The organism is Alcaligenes sp. HNGD-HTN06, assembly GCF_049932565.1.
GTDB classification, from domain to species: domain Bacteria; phylum Pseudomonadota; class Gammaproteobacteria; order Burkholderiales; family Burkholderiaceae_B; genus Alcaligenes; species Alcaligenes ammonioxydans.
The window spans coordinates 1,444,299-1,469,054 of the sequence record NZ_CP187782.1; the positions used below are offsets into that span (position 1 = coordinate 1,444,299).

General features: G+C 55.7%; 20 protein-coding genes, 1 tRNA gene and 1 pseudogene. 12 read left to right on the forward strand and 10 right to left on the reverse strand.

Translation table 11 applies throughout. The annotated features are described in order from the left end of the window. Positions 1-11: 11 nt before the first annotated feature. The 6 genes from ACOZ42_RS06580 to dapD form a co-directional block, all read right to left on the reverse strand. Positions 12-1,958, reverse strand: coding sequence for an alkaline phosphatase D family protein (locus ACOZ42_RS06580; RefSeq protein ID WP_426345700.1), 1,947 nt, complete (start codon positions 1,956-1,958; stop codon positions 12-14). A gap of 198 nt (positions 1,959-2,156) precedes the next feature. Further along, positions 2,157-2,543: a hypothetical protein gene (locus ACOZ42_RS06585; protein ID WP_219235940.1), complete on the reverse strand. Its 387-nt coding sequence runs from the start codon at positions 2,541-2,543 to the stop codon at positions 2,157-2,159. A 114-nt stretch (positions 2,544-2,657) separates the two neighbouring features. Further along, complete coding sequence (locus ACOZ42_RS06590; RefSeq protein ID WP_003801439.1) at positions 2,658-4,586, reverse strand: ABC-F family ATP-binding cassette domain-containing protein; 1,929 nt, start codon at positions 4,584-4,586, stop codon at positions 2,658-2,660. After that, positions 4,583-5,506 (reverse strand): 50S ribosomal protein L3 N(5)-glutamine methyltransferase, encoded by a 924-nt coding sequence (gene prmB, locus ACOZ42_RS06595; RefSeq protein WP_426345701.1) that lies wholly within the window; start codon positions 5,504-5,506, stop codon positions 4,583-4,585. Before prmB ends, ACOZ42_RS06590 begins: the two co-directional genes overlap by 4 nt. Beyond that, positions 5,500-6,636, reverse strand: coding sequence for a succinyl-diaminopimelate desuccinylase (gene dapE / locus ACOZ42_RS06600; RefSeq protein WP_426345702.1), 1,137 nt, complete (start codon positions 6,634-6,636; stop codon positions 5,500-5,502). The genes prmB and dapE overlap by 7 nt, the downstream gene beginning before the upstream one ends. A 2-nt stretch (positions 6,637-6,638) precedes the next feature. Then, positions 6,639-7,457, reverse strand: coding sequence for a 2,3,4,5-tetrahydropyridine-2,6-dicarboxylate N-succinyltransferase (gene dapD / locus ACOZ42_RS06605; protein WP_003801431.1), 819 nt, complete (start codon positions 7,455-7,457; stop codon positions 6,639-6,641). An 863-nt stretch (positions 7,458-8,320) separates the two neighbouring features. On the opposite strand from dapD, the gene ACOZ42_RS06610 reads away from it, so the two are divergent. After that, on the forward strand, positions 8,321-9,226 hold the full coding sequence (locus ACOZ42_RS06610; protein ID WP_426345703.1) for a hypothetical protein: 906 nt from the start codon (positions 8,321-8,323) through the stop codon (positions 9,224-9,226). A 91-nt stretch (positions 9,227-9,317) separates the two neighbouring features. On the opposite strand, the pseudogene ACOZ42_RS06615 reads toward ACOZ42_RS06610, so the two are convergent. Next, a pseudogene (locus ACOZ42_RS06615) lies at positions 9,318-9,641 on the reverse strand (transposase); the annotation flags it as partial. Positions 9,642-9,847: 206 nt separating this feature from the next. Here ACOZ42_RS06615 and ACOZ42_RS06620 point away from each other — a divergent pair. After that, positions 9,848-11,614, forward strand: coding sequence for an SLC13 family permease (locus ACOZ42_RS06620; protein WP_003801424.1), 1,767 nt, complete (start codon positions 9,848-9,850; stop codon positions 11,612-11,614). Positions 11,615-11,814: 200 nt separating this feature from the next. On the opposite strand, the gene ACOZ42_RS06625 is transcribed toward ACOZ42_RS06620, so the two are convergent. Further along, complete coding sequence (locus tag ACOZ42_RS06625; protein WP_003801422.1) at positions 11,815-12,240, reverse strand: DUF202 domain-containing protein; 426 nt, start codon at positions 12,238-12,240, stop codon at positions 11,815-11,817. A 256-nt stretch (positions 12,241-12,496) separates the two neighbouring features. Here ACOZ42_RS06625 and ACOZ42_RS06630 point away from each other — a divergent pair, with 256 nt between their 5' ends. Together ACOZ42_RS06630 and ACOZ42_RS06635 are read left to right on the forward strand one after the other, a co-directional pair. Beyond that, positions 12,497-12,895, forward strand: coding sequence for a DUF1090 domain-containing protein (locus tag ACOZ42_RS06630; RefSeq protein WP_426345704.1), 399 nt, complete (start codon positions 12,497-12,499; stop codon positions 12,893-12,895). Between the two features lie 202 nt (positions 12,896-13,097). Beyond that, complete coding sequence (locus tag ACOZ42_RS06635; RefSeq protein ID WP_426345838.1) at positions 13,098-14,006, forward strand: DNA/RNA non-specific endonuclease; 909 nt, start codon at positions 13,098-13,100, stop codon at positions 14,004-14,006. Positions 14,007-14,039: 33 nt separating this feature from the next. On the opposite strand, the gene ACOZ42_RS06640 is transcribed toward ACOZ42_RS06635, so the two are convergent. Continuing rightward, positions 14,040-14,465, reverse strand: a complete 426-nt coding sequence (locus ACOZ42_RS06640; protein ID WP_219235944.1) for a hypothetical protein — start codon at positions 14,463-14,465, stop codon at positions 14,040-14,042. A gap of 132 nt (positions 14,466-14,597) precedes the next feature. Here ACOZ42_RS06640 and ACOZ42_RS06645 point away from each other — a divergent pair, with 132 nt between their 5' ends. From ACOZ42_RS06645 to ACOZ42_RS06665, 5 genes are all read left to right on the forward strand, one after another. After that, complete coding sequence (locus ACOZ42_RS06645; protein WP_426345705.1) at positions 14,598-14,840, forward strand: hypothetical protein; 243 nt, start codon at positions 14,598-14,600, stop codon at positions 14,838-14,840. A gap of 42 nt (positions 14,841-14,882) precedes the next feature. Beyond that, on the forward strand, positions 14,883-15,848 hold the full coding sequence (locus ACOZ42_RS06650; RefSeq protein ID WP_426345706.1) for an arsenic resistance protein: 966 nt from the start codon (positions 14,883-14,885) through the stop codon (positions 15,846-15,848). Between the two features lie 167 nt (positions 15,849-16,015). After that, positions 16,016-16,552 carry an AmiS/UreI family transporter gene (locus ACOZ42_RS06655; protein ID WP_426345707.1) on the forward strand — a complete coding sequence of 179 codons (537 nt, stop codon included), beginning with the start codon at positions 16,016-16,018 and terminating at the stop codon, positions 16,550-16,552. A 1,694-nt stretch (positions 16,553-18,246) separates the two neighbouring features. Further along, complete coding sequence (locus tag ACOZ42_RS06660; RefSeq protein WP_426345708.1) at positions 18,247-19,305, forward strand: DUF1176 domain-containing protein; 1,059 nt, start codon at positions 18,247-18,249, stop codon at positions 19,303-19,305. Between the two features lie 184 nt (positions 19,306-19,489). After that, positions 19,490-19,574: transfer RNA gene (locus tag ACOZ42_RS06665), tRNA-Leu, on the forward strand. A 198-nt stretch (positions 19,575-19,772) separates the two neighbouring features. Here the strand turns inward: ACOZ42_RS06665 and ACOZ42_RS06670 are convergent. After that, a complete protein-coding gene (locus ACOZ42_RS06670) occupies positions 19,773-20,984 on the reverse strand; it encodes a CaiB/BaiF CoA transferase family protein (RefSeq protein WP_003801404.1) in 1,212 nt (403 codons plus the stop codon). 173 nt (positions 20,985-21,157) lie between these two features. On the opposite strand from ACOZ42_RS06670, the gene tig reads away from it, so the two are divergent. From tig to clpX, 3 genes are all read left to right on the forward strand, one after another. After that, positions 21,158-22,468, forward strand: coding sequence for a trigger factor (gene tig, locus ACOZ42_RS06675; RefSeq protein WP_059317756.1), 1,311 nt, complete (start codon positions 21,158-21,160; stop codon positions 22,466-22,468). Continuing rightward, entirely contained in the window at positions 22,469-23,122 is a 654-nt protein-coding gene (gene clpP, locus ACOZ42_RS06680; RefSeq protein WP_039943264.1) for an ATP-dependent Clp endopeptidase proteolytic subunit ClpP, read from the forward strand. Between the two features lie 100 nt (positions 23,123-23,222). Beyond that, entirely contained in the window at positions 23,223-24,524 is a 1,302-nt protein-coding gene (gene clpX / locus ACOZ42_RS06685; protein WP_039943329.1) for an ATP-dependent Clp protease ATP-binding subunit ClpX, read from the forward strand. Positions 24,525-24,756: the final 232 nt, after the last annotated feature.

A 24,756-nucleotide genomic window follows, 5' to 3' on the forward strand; every position in this document is an offset into this window, starting at 1 on the left:
ATCTGGCCGCCTTACCGTTCAGTCCCCTGTTCAGGAGGCAGAAATTCGGTAGGCGGTTTTTTGTTGGCATTGTGATGGAGTACGCGCGCTGGACGACCTTGATCGTCCAGCCAGATTTGGCCCAGCCCTGACCCATTCCAGACGCGCTCACCATGCTGGCGTTGATCGGGCAGGCGGGGTGTGATGCTCAAGTCACGCCGTTGCGTAAACCAATTCAGCGGCGAGCGGGGCGAGTAAAGCCAACGGTTGAGCCGATCCAGCCAGTTGAGCAAACCTTCCGGAAATTCATTTTTAATGCCGCTGCTGGTGACCTGCCAGATATGCGGGATATGTTTGCTATGGCGCACCTGCACGTCGTAGACAAATGAATAATGCACATCACCGGACAAAATGACGTAATTGCCCGGCGTGCGTGAATGCCGGAAAATATTGAGCATGGTGTTGGCGGCTCCGCGGTGGGCCATCCAGTTTTCCGCATCTACTGTCAGCGCAAAACCGGCGTACGTGCAGACTCTTTGTATGACCTCAATCAGTTTGACGCCAAACATAGGGGTGGGCGAGACAATGACCGCAGCGCGTTCATCCAGCAACTCGTGCTGCAGCTCGGTCAGGGATTCCCAATCCATCAGGCCGGAAGGACGGCTGGGCAAGCGGCGGTTGTGCCAGCGGCGTGTACGGGTGTCCAGTACGATCAGCGTAGGCTGAGTGCGCAGCACATAGTCCCATTGACGGAAATCCAGCAGCTCTTTGATCAGGGCGTCCTGGGTCGCATGGTCCAGGCGATGATGCTCGTCTGGTGAACGTGTCCAGGCGTTGACGGTGTCCAGAACGGGCTCAAAGACATCAGGACGGTTGCCCCAGGCCTGACACAACATATACGCCACCAGCGCATTGCCCACGATCTGACGAGAAAAAGGGTGGCCGTAGGCCGTGCTTTCCCATTTGGCCGACAGGTTCCAGTCATCGGTAATGTCGTGGTCATCAAAAATCATCAGTGTCTGTACATGCGCCAGCAAGCGTGCCGCTTGGGGCAGGTCCTGACGAAAACCTTCTAAGGCAAGCGATTCACGTTGCCAGCGCTGATGGTGCTCAGCGGAGAGCTCTGGCGGAGTGGGCTCGCCAATGATTTGCCAGGCAGTGGGGGACCAGACCAGCAAGTACATGGCCAGGACTTCGGCTAATGTCACCAGGTGATTGTGTGCATTGGCGGTAGTGAAAATGGGTTTTTCCACACCGCCGAAGAAGCGCTCGCGCAAATCTTCATTGGACTTGAAGGCAGGCAGCAGATCAGCCCGCCGATAATAGCTGGCAGGGTGGCGGTAAAGAGATTCGCTGTCGGACACGACCGCGCCTTCCAGATATTCCCCGAACAATCCCAAGCGTTCAATCAGTGCATGGATGGCTGCCAGCATTGGGCCTGCCACATCGTCGGCATAGATCTGATCGCCAGCCAGCATCAGTAAAGCGGGCCGCATATCGGCGTGGCTGATATGTTCGCTCAAGACCCGGTCGGCTTGTGCTAAGCCGTCGCGGGACGCGTGATGCGGCTTGCGGCAAGAGCCAAACATCAGATTGTCAGCGCGGCTGGACAGCACCAGGCTGGGTCGGGTTTGGCCTTGATGCAGCAGGTGAGGGGCCCAATCTGCGATGTTTTGCTCCGTTTCACACGCTGAGTGCAGAATCAGGTCGTAGAAAACAAGCGTATCCAGGGGCAGCGGGTCGGCAAGCTGCACATCAATGAAGTGGATAAAGGCGTGCTTGCCAATGGGCACGATACGGCATTGCCCGGCATCCAGTGCAATGCGATGGGCAGGGGCGCCTTGCGGTTCCAGAAGCAGTTCCAGCGACAGGGCTGAGCTGCCAACCAGCCACAAATTCAGACGTTGCGCATCGAGACGACGCAAAATAGGGCCGGCCAGCACGGGCGGCAAGTTCGAGGAGGAATGGGAGAGATTCAAACGGGTTACAGCCAGAATCAGAAAGGACAATGGACAGCATTATGCGCATAAAGTTGCACGTTGGGCGGTGTCATTGTGTGCGGGGGGCGAGGATCGGGTGCGGATGTAGGCTTTTGAGCACAGAGATGCAGATGGCGGACACCATCTGCCTGATGGGCTGTTGTGGGCAGGATGAGTAGGGTTTGGCGGCGCGGCGGTTTAGCTGTTTTCCAGGGCGGGAGTGGCCTGCAAATAAGCGGTGACTTGCGAATCGAGCTCATCCTCATGTACGACACGAACAGGAAAACCCAGTTTCTTGCTCAGCGGGGCGACGAATGCATTCAGGGAAAAGGCCATCAAGGCATTGTTCACGACCACCAGGCTGGCCGCACAGCACAGGCGTAGACGATCGCGATTGTCTTTGATCCATTGAGAAAATGCTTCTGCGTCATTGTCAGGTCCGTCTGACGCAGCTCCCGGAAGCTCGCGTGTCAGCAGCACAAAGCGCTGACCCTGTTCCAGCAAGGCTTCCAGTTGCTCTTTCCAGTTGGAAGGAGAGTCGTTCGAGATCCAGATACGGGGAAAATCCTGTGTTGCAAGGTGCATGGTCAAGTTCTGATGTGGTCGGTTGAGGGCATAAAGGTACGTAGTGGGGCGTGCTGGCTCTGTCTGCGTCGCCAGCAATGTCGCAGGGGCAAAGCTCTTATCGATCAGGTCGACTCAAGCCTGCCGCCCGATTTCCTCCAGGGCTTCCTGAATCTCCAGCCATTCTTCTTCCAGGGCTTGGTGCGTTTTGCTCAGCTCGCCATGCTCGCTCATCAGGGCGGGGCGTTGATCCTTGTAGCTGTCTGAATAGAAGTCCGGGTCCTGCATCAAGGTATCCAGCTCGTGCAGACGTTGCTGGGTTTTTTCCATTCCGGCTTCCACTTTTTTCAAGCGGCTTTCCAAGGGTTTGCGTTGCTGTGCCTGGCGTTGGCGTAATTCCGCTTCCTGCCTGCGTTGGGTCTTGCGGTCGGTGCCCTCATTGCCGTTATCGTTCGCTCGTGCTTCTTGACGCGCTTCCGAACGTGATTGCGCACTGCGGGCCAGTAGCCAGTCGCGGTAGTCTTCCAGGTCGCCATCAAACTCCTGAACCTGGCCATCGGCCACGATCCAGAAAGAATCAACGGTAGAACGCAACAAATGGCGATCGTGCGATACCAGCAGCACGCTGCCACCGTAATCAGCCAAGGCCGTCGCCAGGGCTTCACGGGTATCCACATCCAAGTGGTTGGTGGGCTCGTCCAGCAGAAGCAGGTTAGGTTTTTGCCAAACAATCAGGGACAGGGCCAGACGCGCCTTTTCACCACCCGAAAAGGGGGCGGTCAGGCTGGTGACCATATCACCGCTAAAGCCGAAGGAGCCGAGGTAGTTGCGCAGCTCCTGCTCGCGCACATCTGGTGCCAGCCGCGCCAGATGCTGCAAGGGAGTCGAGTCGGGATCAATGGAATCGAGCTGGTGCTGGGCAAAGTAACCAATCACGAGCCCCTTGGATTCCAGGCGTTCGCCTGTGACGGGAGCCAGCTTGCCGGCCAGGGTTTTGACCAGCGTGGACTTGCCCGCACCGTTCATCCCCAAAATACCCACCCGGGCGCCGCCCCGCACCATCAGACGTACCTGGCTCAAAATAGGCTTGTCTTGTCCAGGGTAGCCCAGGTCGGCCCGATCCAGCGTCAGCAGTGGGTCAGGGGTGTACTCCGGTGAGGGCAGGCGAATCGATACGCTGGAGTCGTCACGCAAGGGTGTCAAGGTTTGCATGCGTGCCAGGGCCTTGACCCGGCTTTGCGCCTGCTTGGCCTTGGTGGCCTGAGCCTTGAAGCGGTCAATAAAGCTTTGCAGACGGGCGGCTTCACGAGTCTGGCGTTCGTATGCAATCTGACTTTGCTGTACGCGTTCGGCGCGTTGCATCAGAAAGTCGTTATAGCCACCCTTGTAGCGAACCAGTTTGCCTTGGTCTACGTGCAGAATCGAACGAGCCACTGCATCCAGAAATTCGGTGTCATGCGAAATCAGCAAGACTGTGCCGGGATAAGAACCCAACCAGCGCTCCAGCCAGAGCATGGCGTCCAGATCCAGGTGGTTGGTGGGCTCGTCGAGCAAGAGCAGGTCCGAGGGGGCCATCAATGCGCGTGCCAGTGACAAGCGCATTTGCCAGCCGCCGGAGAACTCGCGTACCGGCAGCATCCACTGATCGGGACGGAAACCCAGCCCTGCCAGCAGTTGCTCGGCACGCGAGGGAGCCGACCAGGCATCGGCCTCGATCAGCGCATTTTCCAGCTCAGCAATGGTCTGGCCGTCGCTGTCAGGGGTATTGGCACGCTGTTCCTGCAAGGCTCGCAGACGTTCGTCACCATCGATAACGAATTCGCGTGCGGGGCGGTCACGGTCCGGGATGGTCTGGCGCACACTGGCCACTTCCCAGACCTCAGGAATGCTCAGGTCGCCCCCGTCCAGGTCCAGCTCGCCTTGCAGCAAAGCGAACAGCGAGGACTTGCCTGCGCCGTTCTTGCCCACGATACCCAGACGCTCGCCTGGGTTAACGATGAAATCGGTATTGTCCAGCAGGACTTTGACGCCGCGACGCAGCGTAATTCCAGTAGCGCGTATCACGGGGCCAACTGCTCCCGGCTTAACAGGAGAATCTGGTCTTCAGCGGTTTCCGTGCTTAGCCAGATCGGTTCCAGCTCCGGGAAGGCGGCAACAAAGTTGTCATACTCATTGCCAATTTCCAATACCAGCACGCCTTCGGGGGAGAGGTAATTGGGCGCGGCTTCCAGAATGCGCCGCACCAGATCCATGCCGTCATCGCCTCCCGCCAGGGCCAGTTGCGGCTCGTGACGGTATTCCTGCGGCAGGTTCTGCATGGACTGCTCATTCACATACGGCGGATTGCAAATGATCAGGTCATAGGCGGTTTGCGGCACCTGGTCGAGCAGATCGCTCTTGAACAGGCTCATGCGATCGTTCAGTCCGAAGGCATCAATATTTGACTGGGCCACTTCCAGCGCGGCGTCGGACAGATCGACGGCATTGACCTGCGCCTGGGGGAATGCCAGTGCCGTCAAGATAGCCAAGCAACCCGAACCGGTACATAAATCCAAGGCGCTGTAGATGGCATCGGGGTCGGCAATCCAGGGCTGGAGCTGCTCGGCCAGCAACTCGGCTATCGGAGAGCGCGGTACGATGGTGTCGGGCGTGACACGGAAGCGATGACCTTGCAGCCAGGCCTCACCCGTCAAGTAGGCTGCGGGAACACGCTCATTGCAGCGACGGGCGATCAGGGCCAGATAGGCAGCGCGCTCGGACTCCAGAACAATGGCATCCAGATAGGGGGCCAGCGTGTCCAGCGGCAGGTGCAAGGTATGCAGCAGCAGATAGGCAGCCTCGTCCCAGGCATTGTCACTGCCGTGGCCGAAGGCCAGTTCACAGCGGTTGAATTGGCTCACGGACCAGCGCAACAAGTCGCGCACGGTGCGCAGCTCCTGCTGGGCGTGGAGCAGGGAGGAATGATCGATGCAAGGGCTTAACAAAGCAGGGATTCCAATGTACGGCGATAAATGTTTTTAAGAGGCTCAAGATCAGCAATGGCAACATGCTCGTTGATTTGATGAATGCTGGCGTTGAGCGGGCCAAATTCGACCACTTGAGGGCAGATTTTAGCGATAAAGCGACCATCTGAGGTGCCACCGGTGGTGGACAGATCCGTTTCCAGACCGGTTTCAGCTTCAATGGCCTTGGCCAGGGCCTGGCTCAGAGGGCCGGCCTCTGTCAGGAAAGGCTCGCCGCCCAAGGTCCAGGTGAGCTGGAAATCCACGCCGTGACGGCGCAAGATGGACTCCACTTCCGCCTGTAGACCGGCAGGAGTCTGCTCAGTAGAAAAGCGAAAATTGAAGTGGACATCCAACTGGCCGGGAATCACATTGCTGGCGCCAGTTCCGGCGTGGATGTTGGAGATCTGGAAGCTGGTGGGGGGGAAATCGATATTGCCAGCGTCCCACATGCGATCGGTCAGTTCATGCAGTGCAGGAGCGAACACATGCAGCGGGTTGATGGCCAATTGCGGGTAGGCCACATGGCCTTGGCGGCCCTTGACGATCAGGTGGCCTGACAGCGAGCCGCGACGGCCATTTTTGATGGTGTCGCCCAGTTGGCGCGAGCAGGTGGGTTCGCCCACAATGCAGTAGTCCAGCTTTTCGTCGCGCTCTTGGAGAACACGGCAAACATGCACGGTGCCATCGATAGCCGGACCTTCTTCATCCGAGGTCAGCAGCAATGCGATCGAGCCTTTGTGTGCAGGATGGGCGGTGGTGAACTCCTCGACGGCATGAAGGAAGGCCGCAATTGAGGCCTTCATGTCTGCGGCACCGCGGCCATACAGCTGACCATCGCGCACGGTAGGCTCGAAGGGGGGCGAATCCCAGGCCGCTTCCGGCCCGGTAGGCACCACATCTGTGTGGCCTGCAAAAACAAACAGGGGGGCCTGGGTGCCACGGCGGGCCCACAGGTTCGAGACCGGGCCGCTGGGCAAATGTTCCAGCTTAAAGCCAGCTTGCTCCAGGCGGGCACCCAGCCATTGTTGACAGTGTGCGTCCTCGGGGGTGACTGAGGGACGGGCAATCAAGGCTTTAAGGGTATCAAGTACAGAATTGTCAGTGCTCATGTTCAGGCGCGAAGTAAATCGTTAATACTGGTTTTGGCGCGGGTACGGGCATCCACACGCTTGACGATGATGGCGCAGGCCAGGCTGTACAGGCCATCGGGCGAGGGCAGCGAACCCGGCACGACGACCGAGCCGGCAGGCACGCGGCCTTGATAAATTTTGCCCGTTTCGCGCTCGTAGATCTTGGTGCTTTGCGACAGGAATACGCCCATGGCCAGCACCGAATTTTCTTCTACGATTACGCCTTCCACCACTTCAGAGCGGGCGCCGATAAAGCAGTTGTCCTCGATAATGGTGGGATTGGCCTGCAAAGGTTCCAGGACTCCGCCAATCCCTACGCCCCCTGACAGATGGACATGCTTGCCAATCTGGGCGCAGGAGCCGACGGTGGCCCAGGTATCGACCATGGTCCCTTCCCCGACATAGGCGCCGATATTCACGAAAGAGGGCATCAGCACTACGTCGGGGGCGATATAGGCACCTTGGCGTACGACGGCGCCGGGGACGGCGCGAAAACCGGCTTGGGCAAAGGCGGCCTGGTCATGTTGCTCAAACTTCAAAGGCACCTTGTCATAGAAGGGAGCGGGCTCGCCAGCCATGACGCGGTTTTCCTTGATTCTGAAAGACAGGAGAATCGCTTTCTTGACCCAGTCATTGACCTGCCATTGTCCGTCAATCTTTTCCGCCACGCGCAGGGAACCGTAATCCAGCTTTTCAATCACGGTATGGATGGCCGTGCGCAGTTCAATGCTGTGTTCTTGGGGGGAGAGGGAAGCTCGCTGTTCCCACGCCGATTCGATCAGACTTTGGAGGTCGCTCATAGGCTAGGCTCTGTGTGAATTCAGGCCGTCATTGGCAGTATCGGGATACAGAAGGCGCATGATGCGCGGCTTACCACCGCAGCGGCCGAGCTTGAATGGAGGCAACAGGATAACCGAGTCTGCCCCATCCAGGTACGGTTTTATGGCTTTCTGTAGTGCTTTTGAGGGCCTGATGCGGCCGTTCTGGGCTCTGGCTGGAGTCGTGTGCGCGTTGCCGGGCTTGGTGGATAAGAAAAAGCTTGAACCTGATGGCAGGTTTACCGGGAGGAGTGCAGACATTCTTCTGAGATTATTTTTTGAGTTTTTGCATTCTTGTTTTCCGATAATTTTTTATTGACTCGCCATTTTCGCTTATTTCAGTTATTTCATTGGTGCTGGTGGGGATTATTTATCTATGCTGTGTGCGTAAATAAATATTTCCAAATACTAAAAAATAAGTATGAAAAGCGGAGTTGGTATTAGCCACCCATCAAGAGTTTTTCACGAAGCACAAGGATGTCGCCTGATAGTTGAGCTTACCGGATATCCGATCTTCCTCTGTGTGGCACGTCAAAAAAGGCTTGCAAGCTTTTTGCAAAAGGGACATGTCAGGGTTTTACAGAGCAATGACCTTGCGTTCCCCGTGCAAATCGAATTGGTTTCGTTTTTTACATTTTATAAGATGTAGGGGTTTTTTATCTGCCTAGAATGACGACGAAGACAGTGTTGTTAATAGCATTTTGCTTTTAATGTCTCATTCGAATGGAGGGGTTATGAGATCAATTCTTTTATGGGTCTTGGGTGTACCTATCCCTATCATCATTTTGTTGGCTTTGTTCTGGCACTGAGGTGCTTGCGATCACAATCCGGAATAAGGAATCATCATGGCTACAACGCAATTTGGTTCAGATGCAGGTTTGGGTACGCACGCCGTAGCGGAGTCCTCGCATTCAGCGGTATCGTGGGGCGCCGTCATTGGAGGGGCCGTCATCGCCGCTGCCATGACCGTGACCTTGCTGGTGGGCGGGACGGGTCTGGGATTCATGGCGATCTCTCCTTGGAACAATGATGGGGCCTCGGGCACCACGATCGCTATCGGCACAATTGTCTGGTTGTTCCTTACACAGATCATTGCTTACGGGATGGCGGGCTATATAACCGGTCGCCTGCGCACCAATTGGACGGGTGTGCATGGTGACGAAGTCCATTTTCGCGATACGGCACACGGTTTCCTGGTCTGGGCTGTCAGTGCCGTCGTCAGTGTGTTTCTGCTGGGTTCTGGGGTGGCATCGCTGGTGTCGGGCACCGCTCAAGCCGGCGCCAATCTGGCCGGGGCTGGGGTAGGCGCTGCCTCGGCGGTGGTGGGGCAGGCGGGTAAGGATCAGATGCAGGGGCCAGGCCTGGGTTACTTTACCGATAGCTTGCTGCGTCCTGCTGATCCGGCTAATGCACCGGCGCAAACGGCCAATCCAGAGCGTGAGGTCAGTCGTATTCTGGCTCGCAGCCTGGCCGAAGGTCAGGTGTCTCAGCAGGATCAGGACTATTTGCTGAAGCTGATTGCCAATCGTAGTGGTTTGACGCCCGAGCAGGCCAAAGAGCGTCTGGATTCGGTGCAGCAGCAAGCCAAGGAGGCGGCCGAAAAGCTGGAACAACAGGCGCGTGAAGCGGCAGATGCTGCTCGCAAGGCCGCTGCCGCCTTTGCCTTATGGGCCTTTGCCTCGTTGCTGGTCGGTGCGTTTGTGGCGAGCCTGGCCGCAACCATAGGAGGACGGGCGCGTCTGAAGCTCTAAACCGGGTGGTCGGGACGGCGCGCGAGCTCCGTTCCCGTATTCATCCATACAAGGCCCCCGACTCCTGAGCGACCGGGGGCTTTTTTTTGGATCATTGAGCATTACCGGGGAAAGCGGCGCGGATGTTGAGGAAGAAGAACTCATGGACTCGGTAAGCGTAGGCACGCCGCTTAATGAGCTTGATGGTGTTGTTGAAGCCCTCAACGATACTGGTGTTGAGGCGATGTCGGCATGCGGCCAGAATGCCATGCAGATAGCCTTTCGGGCACTGGGCGAAGGTGTTTAAGAGGGTTATTTAACTGTGCTCGGCCTGCTCGCAACAATGATGCCAAGTTTGTTTTGCCCAGGCAGATCTTCGGTAGAACCAGAGTCGCTTGAGTTCGTCCAGCAGGACATAGACCCTCAGCAGACCCCTGCATCGGCGCACACTGTTATTCAATGGTGCCGCCTACCGCTTAGCGATGCTCTCGCTATATGACTTGCCCAGGAAAGCCTCGTTCTACATTGATTCCTTTGCTGCGCGAACTTGTGTTTTTTTGTTCCGTAAGGCTATATGCAGCGCTTGGGACGCTGGATTTTTACCTATACTGAGCAACACAGAATAAACAGGAGTAGGGCAGCATGACAACAGAGATTGCAGTGGTCTTGGGTCTGGCTTTAATAGCGATTGTCTTGTTTGCTACCGAAAAACTCAGAATAGATGCCATTGCCTTGTTGGTGTTAAGCACCTTGGCAGTGCTGGGCCTGGTGACTCCTGAACAGGCGGTGGGTGGGTTTAGCAATCCGGCCACCGTAACGGTGGCTGCCATGTTTGTGCTGGCAGCGGGCCTGCAAAATAGCGGAGCACTCTCGGGAATTGGAGATTTGCTCAGCAAGGCCCGCTCACCGTTCCAGTTTTTACTGGTGTTGTTTCTCGTTCTGGCTGTGATTGCCCCGTTCGTCAATAACACCGCGGTGGTGGCGGTGTTCATTCCCATCGTGATGGCTGCCAGTGTGCGTATCGGGATGTCGGCTTCCAAAGCGCTGATTCCCTTGTCTTATGTGTCGCAAATGGCGGGGGTCTGCACCTTGGTCGGTACGTCCACCAACCTGCTGGTCAATGCCATTGCCCGTGATCTGGGTCATCCCGGCTTTACCATGTTTGAGTTCACCGCCCTTGGTGTGATCTGCATGGTGGTCGGCTGTATTTACTTGCTGACAATAGGACGCTGGTTATTGCCTGACACGCGCGCGGGTGAGCTGGTCGAGCAATATGAATTGGGCAAGTACATTACCGAGCTGCGCGTGATGCCCGACTCGTCTTTGATCGGGCAGTCTGTGGGGGACGCCAAACTGGGCGAGCAGTACGGGGTATTCGTGTTGGAGCTGTTGCGAGGCGATACCAAAGTGTGGGGGCCGCGCGAACAGAAGATTGAGGCGGATGATGTGCTCTTGGCGCGCGGTGACTGGACCAAACTCGACGAGTTGCGCAAAGAGGCGGGACTGGAAGTGGACCCGCAATTCAAGCTGGAGCAGCAGTCGTTTGAGCAGGTGGACCAGGTGTTGACTGAAGTCATGATCGCTCCCCGTTCACGAATCAGCGGGCGCACCTTGGGTAGTCTGGGACCGGGCTGGCACAAGAATGCGACGGTGCTGGGCATACATCGTCGTGGTCAGGTGTTGCGTGAGCAGTTGCGGGCGGTACGTTTGCAGGTGGGCGACATTTTGTTGATGTTGACCCCCGCGGCTGAAAAAGCGGACTTGCGTTCGGACAACAACATTATTGTGCTGTCTGAACGGGAGGCGGAAAAGGAGATGGGCTGGCGCGCTCCCTTCGCGCTGTTCACCATGGCTTTGGTGATTGCAATTCCCGCCCTAGGCTGGGTACCTATCAGCATTACTTCCTTGGTGGGGGCGGTGGCCATGACCCTGGCGGGCTGCCTGAAGGCGGATGAGGTGTACGACGCGATTGACTGGCGCATCATCATCCTGATGGCCGGTTTGTTGCCTTTGGGCCTGGCCATGAGTGAGACAGGGGCTGCTCAGTTTCTGGTTGAAAACACGGTGGGTCTGGTCAAGTCATTTGGACCCTTGACCGTGCTGGCGGTGGTGTACATGATGGCGCTGCTGTTGACCGAATTCATGAGCAATGCCGCAGCGGCGGTGTTGCTCACGCCGATTGGCATGTCCACGGCCAAAATGATGGATGTGGACCCTACTCCATTTCTGATTGCCGTCACCTTTGCCGCCTCGACCAGTTTTGCCACGCCCGTGGGGTATCAGACCAATACCATGGTCTATGGCGCCGGGGGTTATCGTTTTGCCGATTTTCTCAAGGTAGGCGTGCCCCTGAATCTGATCTTCTGGGTTCTGGGTGTCGCACTGATTCCTGTTTTCTGGCCTTTTTAAGCGCAAGGCTGGCGACCGCCTCACGAAGGGCCTGGCTCATGTCTTGCTTCCCTTCAAAGAGGCGCGCGCTTCAGGTTTGTCAGTTCGCCCGTTGGGCACCTGATTGTATCGAGGCAGAATAGGAGGGCCAGCGCCCGGGCATGATAGTGTACCGAGGGGTTTGGGGGCGGGCTTAACCGTAAAAAATGGGATTGCAGGGATTAAATCAGGGAACCGGCGGGCTGCTGATCTCCTGGATTTTTGCGGTGATAGCTCAGTAACAGCACCCATAAGACAGCCAGGCACAAACCGTACGCCATAGCCCCGTAAGAGACGGAGATATCAATGCCACAGACACGGGAGAAGCGGTCGGCTGTATCGCAGATATTTTTAATGGCCAAAATGAACACAACCGTGTTCACGGCCATGGCAAGCCAGGCGGAAAGCGTGCGTTCTGCCCAGATCAGGCTGGCTACGGCCAGCGCTGACAAAGGCATGACGGAGTGAAGCACACTGGTGCGCCAGGCAGAATAAGCCTGGGACGTGTTGAGCCAACTTTCGCTGACGTGCGCAAAGGGAAAGAGTCCGAGCACAATCAGAACAGCGCACAGGAAAAAGATCAGTTTCCTGATGGTAAGGGTGAACACGATAACGGTAGAGATTCGCTTTATGAGGATTTCGAGTGTAACTGATGTGTTTTATGCGCAAAGACAAGTTATGTAAGTTCGTTGTCACAATTCGCGATAAATTTGTTACTTAAAGATAGCATAAACGCAGGAACATTCGAATTTAATCATGGTTTCATGACAAAACGACGAGAGCGCAGTGCAGGGTGGGGAGATACCCACCCGGAAAACGGTCGTGCCCGTGCGCTGAGCGGATGAAATTGACAGGAGAAAAACGATGAGAATGGCCGCTGCGTGCTTGAGCACCGTACTAAGTGTCATGGCTTTGCCTGTGTGGGCGGATAATCCCGCCTGTCAGTATCGGGCGGCCGAAATTCAGAATCAGATCGACTATGCTCGAGAGCATGGCAATGTGCATAAGCAGCGCGGCTTGGAGCGCGCCTTGACCCAGGTCCAGCAGCATTGCAAGGACGAAGATCTGCTGCGAGATGCACAGGAAGCGATCCGTGAGCAGCAAGAGGAGATTCAGGAGCGGATGGAGGAAATCGCTCAACAAACGCGCAAGGGAGATACCGGCAAGGTTCGGAAGCTCGAGCAGAAACTTGAGCGCGACCGGATCGAGCTGGAGCAGTTACGGGAGGAGTTGAACGAATTGCAGGCGTTGGGCGCGATGTAAAAGAGCGGCGACGCAGGCAAGGAGGGTAGGGGTCAGTGCCCTCTGCAAATAGTCTGCGCCAAGGGGTTCAACGCAGAACACGGGCCCCTTGTGGGGCTACGCGCCGTGGAATGGGAAAGGACTGCTTATAATCACAGCTGTGGTGGGCACAATGTTGTAGGCCGATCACGTATAAAACAAGAGTGGTATGAGCAGAAAGAAGATGGGTCGCGGTATAGGAAAAAGCAGCAGCAGGAAAAAAACAGGGGGAGCGGGTCCGGCTCGTTTTTTGAAATCTGTCCTGGCCGCCGCTCTGACCAGTTTCGGGATTGCCACGGCCTGGCTTCATCCCCAGGGGCTGAACTGGCAAAGTGTGGAGCCCTGGTTGCAGTCGCTGGGCTTGCCTGGCTACACGGCTCAGGACCATGTTCCCGTGCCGGCGTCTGTAGATGGTTATGTTCAGACTTCTTTTGCTCATTGTCCACAGTTCTTTCCGGGCGCCCGACCTGTGGTGCCGATGGCTTACACGCAAAGAGAGCTGTGCTTTAGCTCTTTTGCGATCTTGCATAGCGGTCAAACCAAAACGCCGGTGTTTGTAGCGCAGCGCTTGAATCGACAGCATATTCAGGCGGCCAAAGGCATCAAACGCACCGACCGGTTTTACGCCGAGGCGCGTTTGCCTCGGGCCGAGCGGGCTGAGTTGCATGATTATCGGGGCTCGGGCTATTCACGTGGACATATGGCACCGGCTGGCGACATGGCCTCCGAACAGGGCATGGCCCAAAGCTTTTCGCTGGCCAATATGGTGCCGCAAAATCAGATTCATAACGCGGGACCCTGGAACAAGATCGAAGCTGACACGCGTCAGTATGTCTCTCGTGCGGCAGGTCAAGTCTATGTGTTTACCGGACCTGTTTTTGAGCGTAATGCCAGGACGATCGGGGCCAATCAGGTTGCCGTGCCCAGTCATTTGTTCAAGCTGGTGTACGACGCCACCACAGGGCGCGCCTGGGTACATTGGCAGGCTAACCAAGCCTCTACCCGTGCGGGGCCGCCGATCAGCTATCCAGAGTTCGTGCGCCGTACCGGTTTGCACCTGCTGCCCGATTTAAGCCTCAAAGGGGCGGAGTAAAAACCGTTTTTGGGGTGCCGCCGTCGGGTTGTGCTACTTGTTCAGGACCGCGTGGACCTGATCTTCGGAAAAGTACACGCTGTCACCTTGTTCAAAAACGGTGTAGCTGATGTTCTGCTCACTGACCACGCCCCGGAAATAAGCTTTTGGGGTGGCGGGCGCCTGGGTGATACGAACCGTGATATAGCGTTCGCTGGTGTAGGAAACCAGTTGCACGTGCATGTCCGGTTTCAGATCCAGCGCCCCGGGAAACCGGTCCAGGTCGTCATGGCTGACCACAACCCGGAAAGCCGTGGGTCGGTGAATGACATAAGCCTCCTTGATGCGGTGATGCAAGGTCAGCATCCTGTGCGCCTCTGCGCTGCGTGCCTGATTCGGAGTGCGGACCTGCTGTTCCAGCTCAGCGCTTGGCATGATGTTCAGGACTTGGGCTAAAAGCAGAAATTGTTCGTGAGTCATGAATTGCAAATTGTTAGAAAAAGAGAATCGACGTGCTTTGGAGCCTCGGGGTACAGTGTGCCTATTGTCCGCGATTGGCTTTTGTTTCCATTGGCGGTAAATGCAATAAAGATTTTTTGTGGGGAAAACGCAATGATGGTTCGACGACTAACTCAAAGTGCGGCGGTGTTGGGTTTGGCCGCTTTGCTGGCCGCATGTTCTTCGCCCAAGCCCGGTACTGGCCCCGTATCAAAACTCTTTAACGAATGTACCTGGGACCGGGAATCCTGCATGTACGAGGGTCGCTACGAAGCGGGCGAGAGCGAGTACGCCGAACGCCAGGCCCGTGATTTGAACCGTCAGTCGGCGGCGCGTTTGCGTCAAAGCCGCCTGTGATTTCTTGGTGGCAGTGAGCGGCCGGCGTTGCACGTCGAGGGTGTGAGCGTGGTGCGAGCGCTATTGGAAAGCAGACAAATTGCCATCTATTTTGGAGTGATGGTGCTTGCTGCCGGTCTTTCCCAGGTCTGGGTGTTGCCGGTCAGTCTAGTGGGCTGGATCAATCCGGCGCTGGGCTTCATGCTGTATGTCACCTTTTTGCAGGTGCCCCTTGCCCAGTTGGGCAAGGCGCTGACGCAATGGCGCTTTCTGCTTGTTTTGCTGATTGCCAACTTTGCTCTGATTCCTCTGTTGGTATTTGCCTTGTTGCCTCTGCTGCCCGAGCACGGTTTGTTGCGCTTGGGTGTGTTGCTGGTTTTACTGGCTCCGTGTGTCGACTATGTGGTGACCTTTGCCCATATGGGCCGGGCTGATGCACGTGCACTCTTGGCCGCTACCCCGATATTACTGGCTCTGCAAATGCTGTTGTTGCCTGCCTACCTGCGTTTGGCCTTGGGAGAGCAGTTGGCGGTGTCTATTCAGGCCAGACCCTTTCTGAACGCCTTCGGCTTTCTGATTCTGATGCCGCTGCTACTGGCGGCTGCCACTCAGTATCTCGCTGCCAAACGTGCGGTTTGGGCGAAGATCCATCTTGGTTTGGGTTTGGCGCCTGTGCCTGCCACCGCTGCGGTGCTTTTTATGGTGGTGGCCGCTGTTTGGCCGCAATTGGAACCCGCGCTGCACGTGATAGGGCGCGTCGTACCGGTTTACCTATTATTTGCGGTTCTGGCCCCGATGATTGGCTGGGCGGCGGCGCGGCTGGCGGATCTGGCAGCTCCCATGCGGCGTGCCGTTGCATTTAGCACTGCCACGCGTAATTCGCTGGTTGTCCTGCCGTTGGTTCTCGCGATTCCCGGCGCCATGCCCTTGCTGCCAGCCATCATTTTGGCCCAAACCTTGGTGGAGTTACTGGCACAGCTGGTCTATGTGCGTATGGCAACTCGACGCCAAGAAGGTACGCAGGCTTGAGCAGGCCTGTGAGCCCTGCACAGTTCTTTCTTATAGCGCTTATAAAAAAACCCACATGGTGATGCGCTAGCTACGCTCTATGATCTGCTCCGCCTCCGTGCCGAGTGCAATCTTTTGTGGCGTGCCTGTTCTGTGCTCGCCTATTTACTACTTGGGAAAACTTCAACATGCTAGTTGCCGCTTTTCTGGCGTTTGCAGGCCTGTGCCTGTTCGTGAATGGTGTTCGTCTCTACTACTCTGAAGGCCACCACACGGAAAGACTGGTGAGCGCCAAAGATGCCGCCATCGTTAATTTGTTCACCGCTGTACTGGGATTTATCTTTATGTCCCACATCCTGAATCCCGCCAACAGCGCTGCCTATTCCCCTTTGTCAGCTGTCTATCTGGGCCTGTTTGCCTTGACTTACTTCTGGGTGGGGGTGAATGCCTTCACAGGCAGTGATGGTCGGGCCCTGGGATGGTACTCCTTGCTGGTGGCGTGTATAGCTGTTCCGGCTGCATTGACTAATTTGCGCGTGGCCGAGCAGGTTTTTGACTACTGGCAGGTAGTGAGCTGGCTGTCCTGGGCTGTGCTCTGGTTCATGTTCTTCTTGCTGCTGGTTCTGAACAAGCCTATTGCCAGGCTGACTGGCCTGGTATCTGCGGTGCAAGGGGTACTAACGGCCCTGTTGCCGGCGTTGCTGTATTTTTGGGGTGTGATTTAGGCTCCAGGCTGGAGGGAAAAGAGAGCCCCTCCAGTTCGGGCTGCAAACCCAAGACCGCTATGGCGGTCTTTTTTTATAGGATCGCTTGATACGGGGGGCGCAGTGTGCTTGCGTGTTTTCATTGAGTAAGCTGTTAAGACGCGGGCCAGCTGAGAGGGTTTTTAAGGAAAAATGAAAAGTAAATTAAGGCGGCTAAGTATTTGGTTGGCCGTGGGGAATTAACAAATATATTTCCCTAATTTACATGGGAATTGTTAATGATTTTTTTAATTGATGCTAAAGTGAATGGGTTTGCTAGTAATAAGCCGATGCGGTTATTGATTTTTCACTTTTTTAGTGGAATAGGCATATGGCTTTACGATTTTTGATTGATCCGTGAAGGAGTTTGAATCGTGTACCATGCAGCCGCTTCCAGTCCAGCCCCCCAGCCCAGGCCGGAGCCTAAACCCATGCGTTGGCCTGGTGATTTTCCGGGTAAACATGATAGGCAGGATTAGCTTCTGCTAGATGCAAAAAACCGCTCTCCTTGAGCGGTTTTTTCTTATTTGAAAATTAACCCTGTCAGACCTCTACCCCTGAGAGAACCAGGTGTATGCATATAAAAGCAAAAATCAGTTTTTTTCGAATGAGAAGGAGGCGGCTAAGGTTTACCGGTCTTGGCTAAGAAGAATGGCTGAAAGAGGGCTTGCAGAAAGGCATGATGAGGCTTGCAACGCGTTGGGAACATAGTCTGTTAGCAATTTTGGAAATAGGCTGGCTACCGCTCTTTCTTTTTCAAGCCCTTTATAAGCAAAACCGGCTTATTTATAACATCCAAAAAAAGGTACAACGACGATGAAGAAAAGGAGAGGGATGCTGCCTTTCTTTTTGTTGATTCACGGCGTGGTAATGGAAAAAAAGTGCTGCTGATTTGCTTTAATGCTGAAATAAAAGACGGCGGAGTTTTTGTGCTTTATGTCAAGAAAGAAGCGGAATGAAGATGGTACTTGCAATCAAGGGATAGAGGTTTTTCTGGTGATCGATTTTTAACTCAAAAGTATGGTGGCTGATAGCTTGGGGTGTTTGTTTTTTTGTTGTTTTCTATACGGTAACTAGGTCGCTGTATATCAGTATCTTCGGGAATAGGCGCAGTAGGGGCTGGCTTATATATCGTTGCCGACAGTAATCTATGATTTGGTGGCTTTCTACCTGATTCGCTGGATGGGGTTTTTACCTAAGTGCCCCAGGCAGTGGCAAAGCAGGAGTAAATGTCATTTATGGGCGATAGATGCTAGCTGATATGGTATTTCAATAATAGTTTTAATTCTTATTTAGGCGTATAGGAAAACGAGATATGCCAAGCAACCCTCAGCCAAACCCCACCCCTAATCCGGACCCTAAGCCCACCCCGGCTCCGGAGCCCGTTCCCGGCCCTAAACCGATGCGCTGGCCCAGTGACTTCCCGGGAAAGCATGATCGACACTCGTGACCGCTGACGAGTGATTCCAGAAGCAAACTTTCGAGTCTTGTAGCCTTAGGGCCGGCGCTTCGTATTCAACGGTGTTTTCGCCCGTTTCCTCCTTCGCAAGGCATAGGTAGAGCGTTGCGCGCACGGACGACTACCGCACAAATTCGCTAGGTAAATTGTGCCCGCCGTGTGGATAAAATGCCGGTACGTGAATTGAGCTGAAAGAAATTTTTGGGGAGTAGCGGAAATGAGTAGGGCAAAACAAGACGGCAACGTGCTTTTTTCAGTGCGCATGCTGGCAGTGTCCCTCGTGTTGGCGATGAGTAGTGCGGCTGCCAAGGATGTGTCAGTCACCTTTTCTCATAAGGATTGGGATCTGAGCTGTGATAACACCCTGACTTGTCGTGCCGCCGGTTACGCACCTGAGAGTGAGGAGCCAGGTTCAACCGTGCTGTTAACTCGTAAGGCAGGCAGGGGGGAGCCGGTTGTCAACAAGGTGATGCTTGCGCACTATGACGATGCTCAGCAGCAGACAGGTGCGGCGCCAGAACTGTTTATCGCAGGTCGTACTGCAGGCCGATTAAGCTCGGCGGGCGATGAATCATGGCAAATGAGCGAGGATCAGTTCACTCGCTTTCTGGCGGCCTTGAAAAAAGACGATGCTCTGTCTTTCCGCCGGGATGACCGAACCTATTTGTTCTCAGGGGCAGGTTCAAGTGCGGTCTTGCTGAAAATGGATGATGTGCAAGGGCGCGTGAATACGCCAGGGGCGATTTTACGTCAGGGAAAGGCGAGTGAGTCGACGGTGAAGCTCCCCCTTGACGCCCCTCGTATTACTCGTGCCCCGGTTATCGATAAGAACCTTCGTCCCATGAATCAGCAAGAGGACGCCTTGATTCGGCCAGTGCTGTTGCAGGTGCTGGCAGCCGATGCCGAGCAGTCCTGTAGTGATGACAGACTGTCCGAACCTTGGGAAATCGCACGACTTGATCCGCAGTTTTCCCTCGTTGCCGCACCGTGCTGGCTGGCGGCTTATAACGCGGGGGACGCCTATTTTCTTGTCAGTAATACCATGCAGTCGGCTCCCGTGTTGGTGAGTGACAGTGCTACCGGGTACGACAATGGTCTTATCTCCTCTGCGATGAAAGGCCGCGGGTTGGGGGATTGCTGGAGCTATGAAACATCGGTCTGGGATGGCAGCCGCTTTGTAGAAAGTGAACGTGGTGATACGGGGCGTTGTGCCCTGATTCGGGCAGGAGGAGCCTGGGATATCCCGGTCTATGTCAGCGAAGTGGTCGGACCCTAGGGAACAAACCGGCCACGGACGCCGTTTGCAGGGCATCCTTGGGCGTGCCGGCCCAAGGGCCCGGTGCAAGCGCCTATACGGTCACCGAATCAGGGCGCGTTCCAGGCGGGCCCTGATCTTTTTTTGCCAGTTCAGGCACTTGCCTAGGGTGAAAATCCACGATAGAATCTACGTCTTTCGTGTTGCGAACGTGGCGGAATTGGTAGACGCACCAGATTTAGGTTCTGGCGCCGAGAGGTGTGAGAGTTCGAGTCTCTCCGTTCGCACCATCAAACGAAAGCCGTTGTTTTACAAAATCAATTTTAAATACGTCAACGGTTTCGTTTTTTCTTCTTATTGTCTGGCTTTTGACAGACTGCTTTCACGCTTTCCAGCGTCTGGCCCTAGTGCACAGAGTTCATTTGCGGTGGTGGGTCGATTTGCTCGGGAGGCTACCTTCTGCGGCAGCCTATTGCGTATCACCCCATTCAGTGACGTTTAGGACTCTTGGCGATCAGGCCACGTGCCTGCCAATCAGCCTGCTGTTCGGCGCTGATGCCTAGGCTGTTCAAGATGTCTTCCGTGTCCTGGCCCAGATGGGGGGCAGGGCGGTATAGGCCGCCGGGTGTCTCGCTCAGCTTGGGGACGATGCCAGGGACTTTCAACGGTGTGCCATCGGGCAGTTGGCTGTCGAGCAACATGTCGCGTGCCTGATAGTGCGGGTCGGCCGCTATGTCGGCAATGTCGTAAACACGACCGGCTGGAACGCCTGCCTGATCCAGAATTTCCAGCACCTTGTCCAGTTCCAGGGCGCTGGCCCAGTGGCCGATGGCCGCATCAATCACACCTGCGCTCCTGGCACGCCCATCGTTATGGGCGTAGTCCGGGTTGTCGGCCATGTCGGCACGGCCAATTGCGACCATCAGGCGTTTGAAGATACTGTCGCCGTTGCCCGCGATCAAGGCATATTTACCATCTTTGCATACATAGGCATTGCTGGGCGTGATGCCCGGCAAGCTGCTGCCGGCTGGTTCACGTATGGCGCCAAACGCAGCGTATTCCGGTAGCAGGCTTTCCATCATGTTGAAAACGGCTTCGTAGAGGGCGACATCAATATACTGGCCGACGCCTCCGTTTTGTTCACGTTGCCGCAGAGCCATCATGATGCCGATGACGCCGTGCAAAGCGGCCAGCGAGTCGCCAATCGACACGCCGACACGCACGGGCGGGCGCCCGGCCTCGCCGCTCAGGTGGCGCAAGCCGCCCATGGCCTCACCGATGACGCCAAAGCCAGGCTTGTCCTTGTAAGGGCCGGTTTGTCCATAACCCGAGACCCGCAACATGATCAGGCCGGGATTGATTGCCTTGAGGTCTTCCCAGCCCAGCCCCCATTCCTCCAGGGCGCCAGGACGAAAATTCTCGATGAGGATGTCGCATTCCTTGACCAGGGCGCGCACCACGTCCTGGCATGCAGCTTGACGAAGGTCCAGAGCCAGCGACTTCTTGTTACGAGATTGCACCTCCCACCAGACCGAGTTACCGTCATGCAGCAAACGCCATTTACGCAAGGGGTCGCCGCCTTTAGGGGATTCGATCTTGATAACGTCCGCGCCAAATTCGCCCAGGATCTTGGCGGCAAAGGGGCCGGCGATCAATTGGCCCAGTTCCAGGACCCGGATGCCGCCTAAAGGGGTGTTCATGTGCATGTCAGTCTTGCGTCGGGAAGGTAAAGTAAGGGATGATAGTCCGGCACGGCTGTATTGTCTTGACAGGAAATTATGATTCAAAATACGTTTGTTTGGATTTACCGTGCCAGTTTCCGGTAAAATGCCGGATTACTCTTATCAATTACTCAATTTAATATAGGTCTTCAATGCAGCCCGAGGTTGAAATTCTGTCCGGCTTGGAGCGCCGAGTCGATGTGGTCGTTTCGGTGGCCGACGTAGAAAAACAAGTCCAGGCCCAGCTCAAGCGTGTGGCTCGTACGGCCAAGGTACAGGGCTTCCGTCCCGGTAAAGCGCCTTTGTCCGTTGTCGAGCGCAGCCACGGCCCTGGTATCCGTTACGACGCCATCAACGAAGAAATCGGCAAAGCTCTGGACAAAGTGATCCAGGACTCCAAACTGCGTGTTGCTGGCACGCCCAATCTGGAAGCCAAAGAAGGCGACGTGCCTGAAGGCACCATGGCCTTTACCGCCACGTTCGAAGTCTATCCTGAAGTGAGCTTGCCTGATTTGTCCAAGCTGGAAATCAAGCGTGCCAACACGCCTGTGACCGACGAAGACATCCAGCGCACCGTAGACGTGCTGCGCAAGCAACGTGCCAACTACGAATCCAGTGCTGATCGCGCGGCTCAGGAAGATGACCGTATCACGCTGGACTTTGTGGGCACCATCGACGGCGTCGCCTTTGAGGGCGGTAGCGCTGAAGGGTTCCAGTACCTGCAAGGTCGTGGCCGCATGCTGCCTGAGTTCGAAACGGCTGTTGCCGGTATGAAAGCAGGCGAAACCAAAACATTCCCTCTGGAATTCCCTGCCGATTACACCGGCAAGGAAGTGGCTGGCAAAACAGCCGAATTCAAGATCACCGTGACAGACGTGGCCCAGCCTGTTCTGCCCGAGCTGGATGCTGAATTTGCCAAATCCCTGGGTCAGGCTGAAGGCGATGTCGAGGCCCTGTTGGCTGATATCCGTGCCAACATTGAGCGCGAGATCAAGGCTCGTGTCCACGCTCGCAACAAGTCTGCTGTGATGGATGCATTGCTGTCTGCCAGCGATTTCGAGGTCCCAAAGGCCTTGGTGGACAACGACGTGCAAGGTCGTATTGCTTCGGCTCGCGCTGAACTGAAAGACCGTGGCGTGCCGGATGCCGACAAGATGCCTATTCCGGCCGAGGCGTTCCAGGAAGAATCCACTCGCCGTGTGCGTTTGGGTCTGCTGGTCTCCGAACTGGTCAAGGCCGCTGAATTGCAAGCCAAGCCAGAGCAGGTTCGCGCCCGCATCGAAGAATTTGCCCAGAACTACGAACAGCCCGCCCAAGTGGTGGCCTACTACTTGTCCGATCGCCAGCGTCGCGCCGAGATTGAGGCAGTGGTACTCGAAGACAATGTCGTCGAGCACGTACTGTCCCAGGCCAAGGTGACCGACGAGGAGGTGGCGTTCGACCAAATCATGGGAACCAACTAAATGTCGTCAACCTTTGTCGACTTCTACGCTTCAATGCATGGGGGGCACTCCGTTGCCCCTACGGGTTTGGGCTATGTGCCTATCGTGATCGAGCAGTCTGGTCGGGGAGAGCGTTCTTACGATATCTACTCCCGCCTGCTGCGCGAGCGCATCATTTTTCTGGTGGGCCCGGTTCATGACAACTCGGCCAATCTGATCGTGGCCCAGCTGCTGTTTCTGGAGTCGGAAAATCCTGAGAAGGATATTTCGCTCTACATCAATTCGCCCGGTGGCTCGGTCTATGCAGGCCTGGCCATCTACGACACGATGCAGTTCGTCAAGCCGGAAGTCTCGACATTGTGTACCGGCATGGCTGCCAGCATGGGTGCGTTCTTGCTGTCTTCGGGCGTCAAGGGCAAGCGCCTTGCCTTGCCCAACTCGCGCATCATGATTCATCAGCCCTCGGGCGGTGCGCGGGGGCAGGCTTCCGATATCCAGATTCAGGCCAAGGAAATTCTGAGCCTGCGCGAGCGTTTGAACAAGATCCTGGCCGAGAACTGCGGTCAGCCTGTCGAGCGTATCGAGCTGGATACCGAGCGTGACAACTTCATGGCAGCTGAAGACGCTGTGGCCTATGGCCTGATCGACAAGGTGATGAGTACTCGTGACGAGTAATCACCTTCCCCTGCGAGGGGCGGTCTGAAGCAGTACTATGGCTGTTCGGGGGCGGGACTTGTTCCCGTCCTTTTACCATCCTGAAGTGAAATTTAAATTTATGTCCGAAAAGAAATCGGCCGACGAGAAAGTTCTGCATTGCTCGTTTTGCAACAAAAGCCAGCATGAGGTCAAAAAACTGATCGCTGGGCCTTCGTCCGTGTTTATCTGCGACGAATGTATTGATCTGTGTACCGATATCATTCGTGACGAAGCGGCGGGCGCCACTCCTGATGGTGAACGCAAGGAATTGCCTACTCCCCGGGAAATCAAGGAATTTCTGGACGGGTATGTGATTGGCCAGGAGATGCCCAAGCGCACCTTGGCCGTAGCGGTGTACAACCACTACAAACGAATTCGTAGCGGCAAGGCAAGCCGTGACGATGTAGAGCTGTCCAAAAGCAATATCTTGCTGATCGGGCCAACGGGCTCGGGCAAAACGCTGCTGGCCCAGACACTGGCCCGCATGCTGGATGTGCCTTTTGTGATGGCCGACGCCACGACGCTGACCGAGGCCGGCTACGTGGGCGAGGACGTTGAGAACATCGTTCAAAAACTGCTGCAAAACTGCGATTACGATGTGGAAAAAGCGCAGCGCGCCATTATCTACATCGACGAAATCGACAAGATTTCCCGCAAGTCGGATAACCCTTCGATCACCCGCGACGTCTCGGGCGAGGGCGTGCAACAGGCACTGCTCAAGCTGATTGAAGGTACGGTGGCGTCTGTGCCCCCGCAAGGTGGCCGCAAACATCCGAATCAGGACTTTGTGCAAGTGGATACCACGAGCATTCTGTTCATTGTGGGTGGTGCCTTTGACGGTCTGGAAAAGGTGATCCGCGACCGTACGGAAAAATCTGGCATTGGCTTTGCTGCTTCGGTGAAAGCCAAGTCTGAGCGCGGCGTTGGCGAATTGTTCTCCGAAGCCGAACCCGAGGATCTGATCAAGTTTGGTCTGATTCCCGAGCTGGTGGGCCGGTTGCCAGTGGTAGCCACGCTGGAAGAGTTGCATGAAGATGCGTTGATCCGCATCCTGACCGAGCCTCGCAATGCGCTGGTCAAGCAATTCCAGAAATTGCTGAACATGGAAGGGGTGGAGCTGGAAGTTCAGCCCGAAGCCCTGCGCGCCGTTGCTCAGCGGGCCATCAAACGTCGCACCGGCGCTCGTGGTCTGCGCAGTATTGTCGAGCAGGCCCTGCTTGATACCATGTACGAGTTGCCCTCGCGCAAGGACGTCAGCAAAGTGGTGCTGACCGAAGATGCGGTTCTTGGAAAGAGTAAACCCGAATTGATTTTGGGTCGTCCTTTGTCCGATAGTGAAGCCAGTGACACTGAGTCGCCCTTGAAAAACGCAGTAGCTTAGAGATATTTCCTTGCTGGTGCTCGCTCTGGCTTCGGTCAGAGGCGCGCAGGCAAGACAGGGCGGCAGGCAAGGATTAAGAAAGGGGTGAGAAACCTACGGGCGTAAACGTTGGCCTTTCTTTAACTTTGTAAAGTTCTGTTCTCATGTTCGTTCGGCCTACTTGAAATATCAAAATTTGCCACAATCTGAGCTACAACAGGTTAAACCGTGAAAGGGAAGCCCAGGCTTCCCT

Coding starts and splice junctions, on each gene's coding strand:
- ACOZ42_RS06585 (WP_219235940.1), bottom strand. CDS start 2,543: ATGCACCTTGCAACACAGGATTTTCCCCGTATCTGGATCTCGAACGAC.
- dapE (WP_426345702.1), bottom strand. CDS start 6,636: ATGAGCACTGACAATTCTGTACTTGATACCCTTAAAGCCTTGATTGCC.
- dapD (WP_003801431.1), bottom strand. CDS start 7,457: ATGAGCGACCTCCAAAGTCTGATCGAATCGGCGTGGGAACAGCGAGCT.
- ACOZ42_RS06610 (WP_426345703.1), top strand. CDS start 8,321: ATGGCTACAACGCAATTTGGTTCAGATGCAGGTTTGGGTACGCACGCC.
- ACOZ42_RS06620 (WP_003801424.1), top strand. CDS start 9,848: ATGACAACAGAGATTGCAGTGGTCTTGGGTCTGGCTTTAATAGCGATT.
- ACOZ42_RS06630 (WP_426345704.1), top strand. CDS start 12,497: ATGAGAATGGCCGCTGCGTGCTTGAGCACCGTACTAAGTGTCATGGCT.
- ACOZ42_RS06635 (WP_426345838.1), top strand. CDS start 13,098: ATGGGTCGCGGTATAGGAAAAAGCAGCAGCAGGAAAAAAACAGGGGGA.
- ACOZ42_RS06640 (WP_219235944.1), bottom strand. CDS start 14,465: ATGACTCACGAACAATTTCTGCTTTTAGCCCAAGTCCTGAACATCATG.
- ACOZ42_RS06645 (WP_426345705.1), top strand. CDS start 14,598: ATGATGGTTCGACGACTAACTCAAAGTGCGGCGGTGTTGGGTTTGGCC.
- ACOZ42_RS06655 (WP_426345707.1), top strand. CDS start 16,016: ATGCTAGTTGCCGCTTTTCTGGCGTTTGCAGGCCTGTGCCTGTTCGTG.
- ACOZ42_RS06660 (WP_426345708.1), top strand. CDS start 18,247: ATGAGTAGGGCAAAACAAGACGGCAACGTGCTTTTTTCAGTGCGCATG.
- ACOZ42_RS06670 (WP_003801404.1), bottom strand. CDS start 20,984: ATGAACACCCCTTTAGGCGGCATCCGGGTCCTGGAACTGGGCCAATTG.
- tig (WP_059317756.1), top strand. CDS start 21,158: ATGCAGCCCGAGGTTGAAATTCTGTCCGGCTTGGAGCGCCGAGTCGAT.
- clpP (WP_039943264.1), top strand. CDS start 22,469: ATGTCGTCAACCTTTGTCGACTTCTACGCTTCAATGCATGGGGGGCAC.
- clpX (WP_039943329.1), top strand. CDS start 23,223: ATGTCCGAAAAGAAATCGGCCGACGAGAAAGTTCTGCATTGCTCGTTT.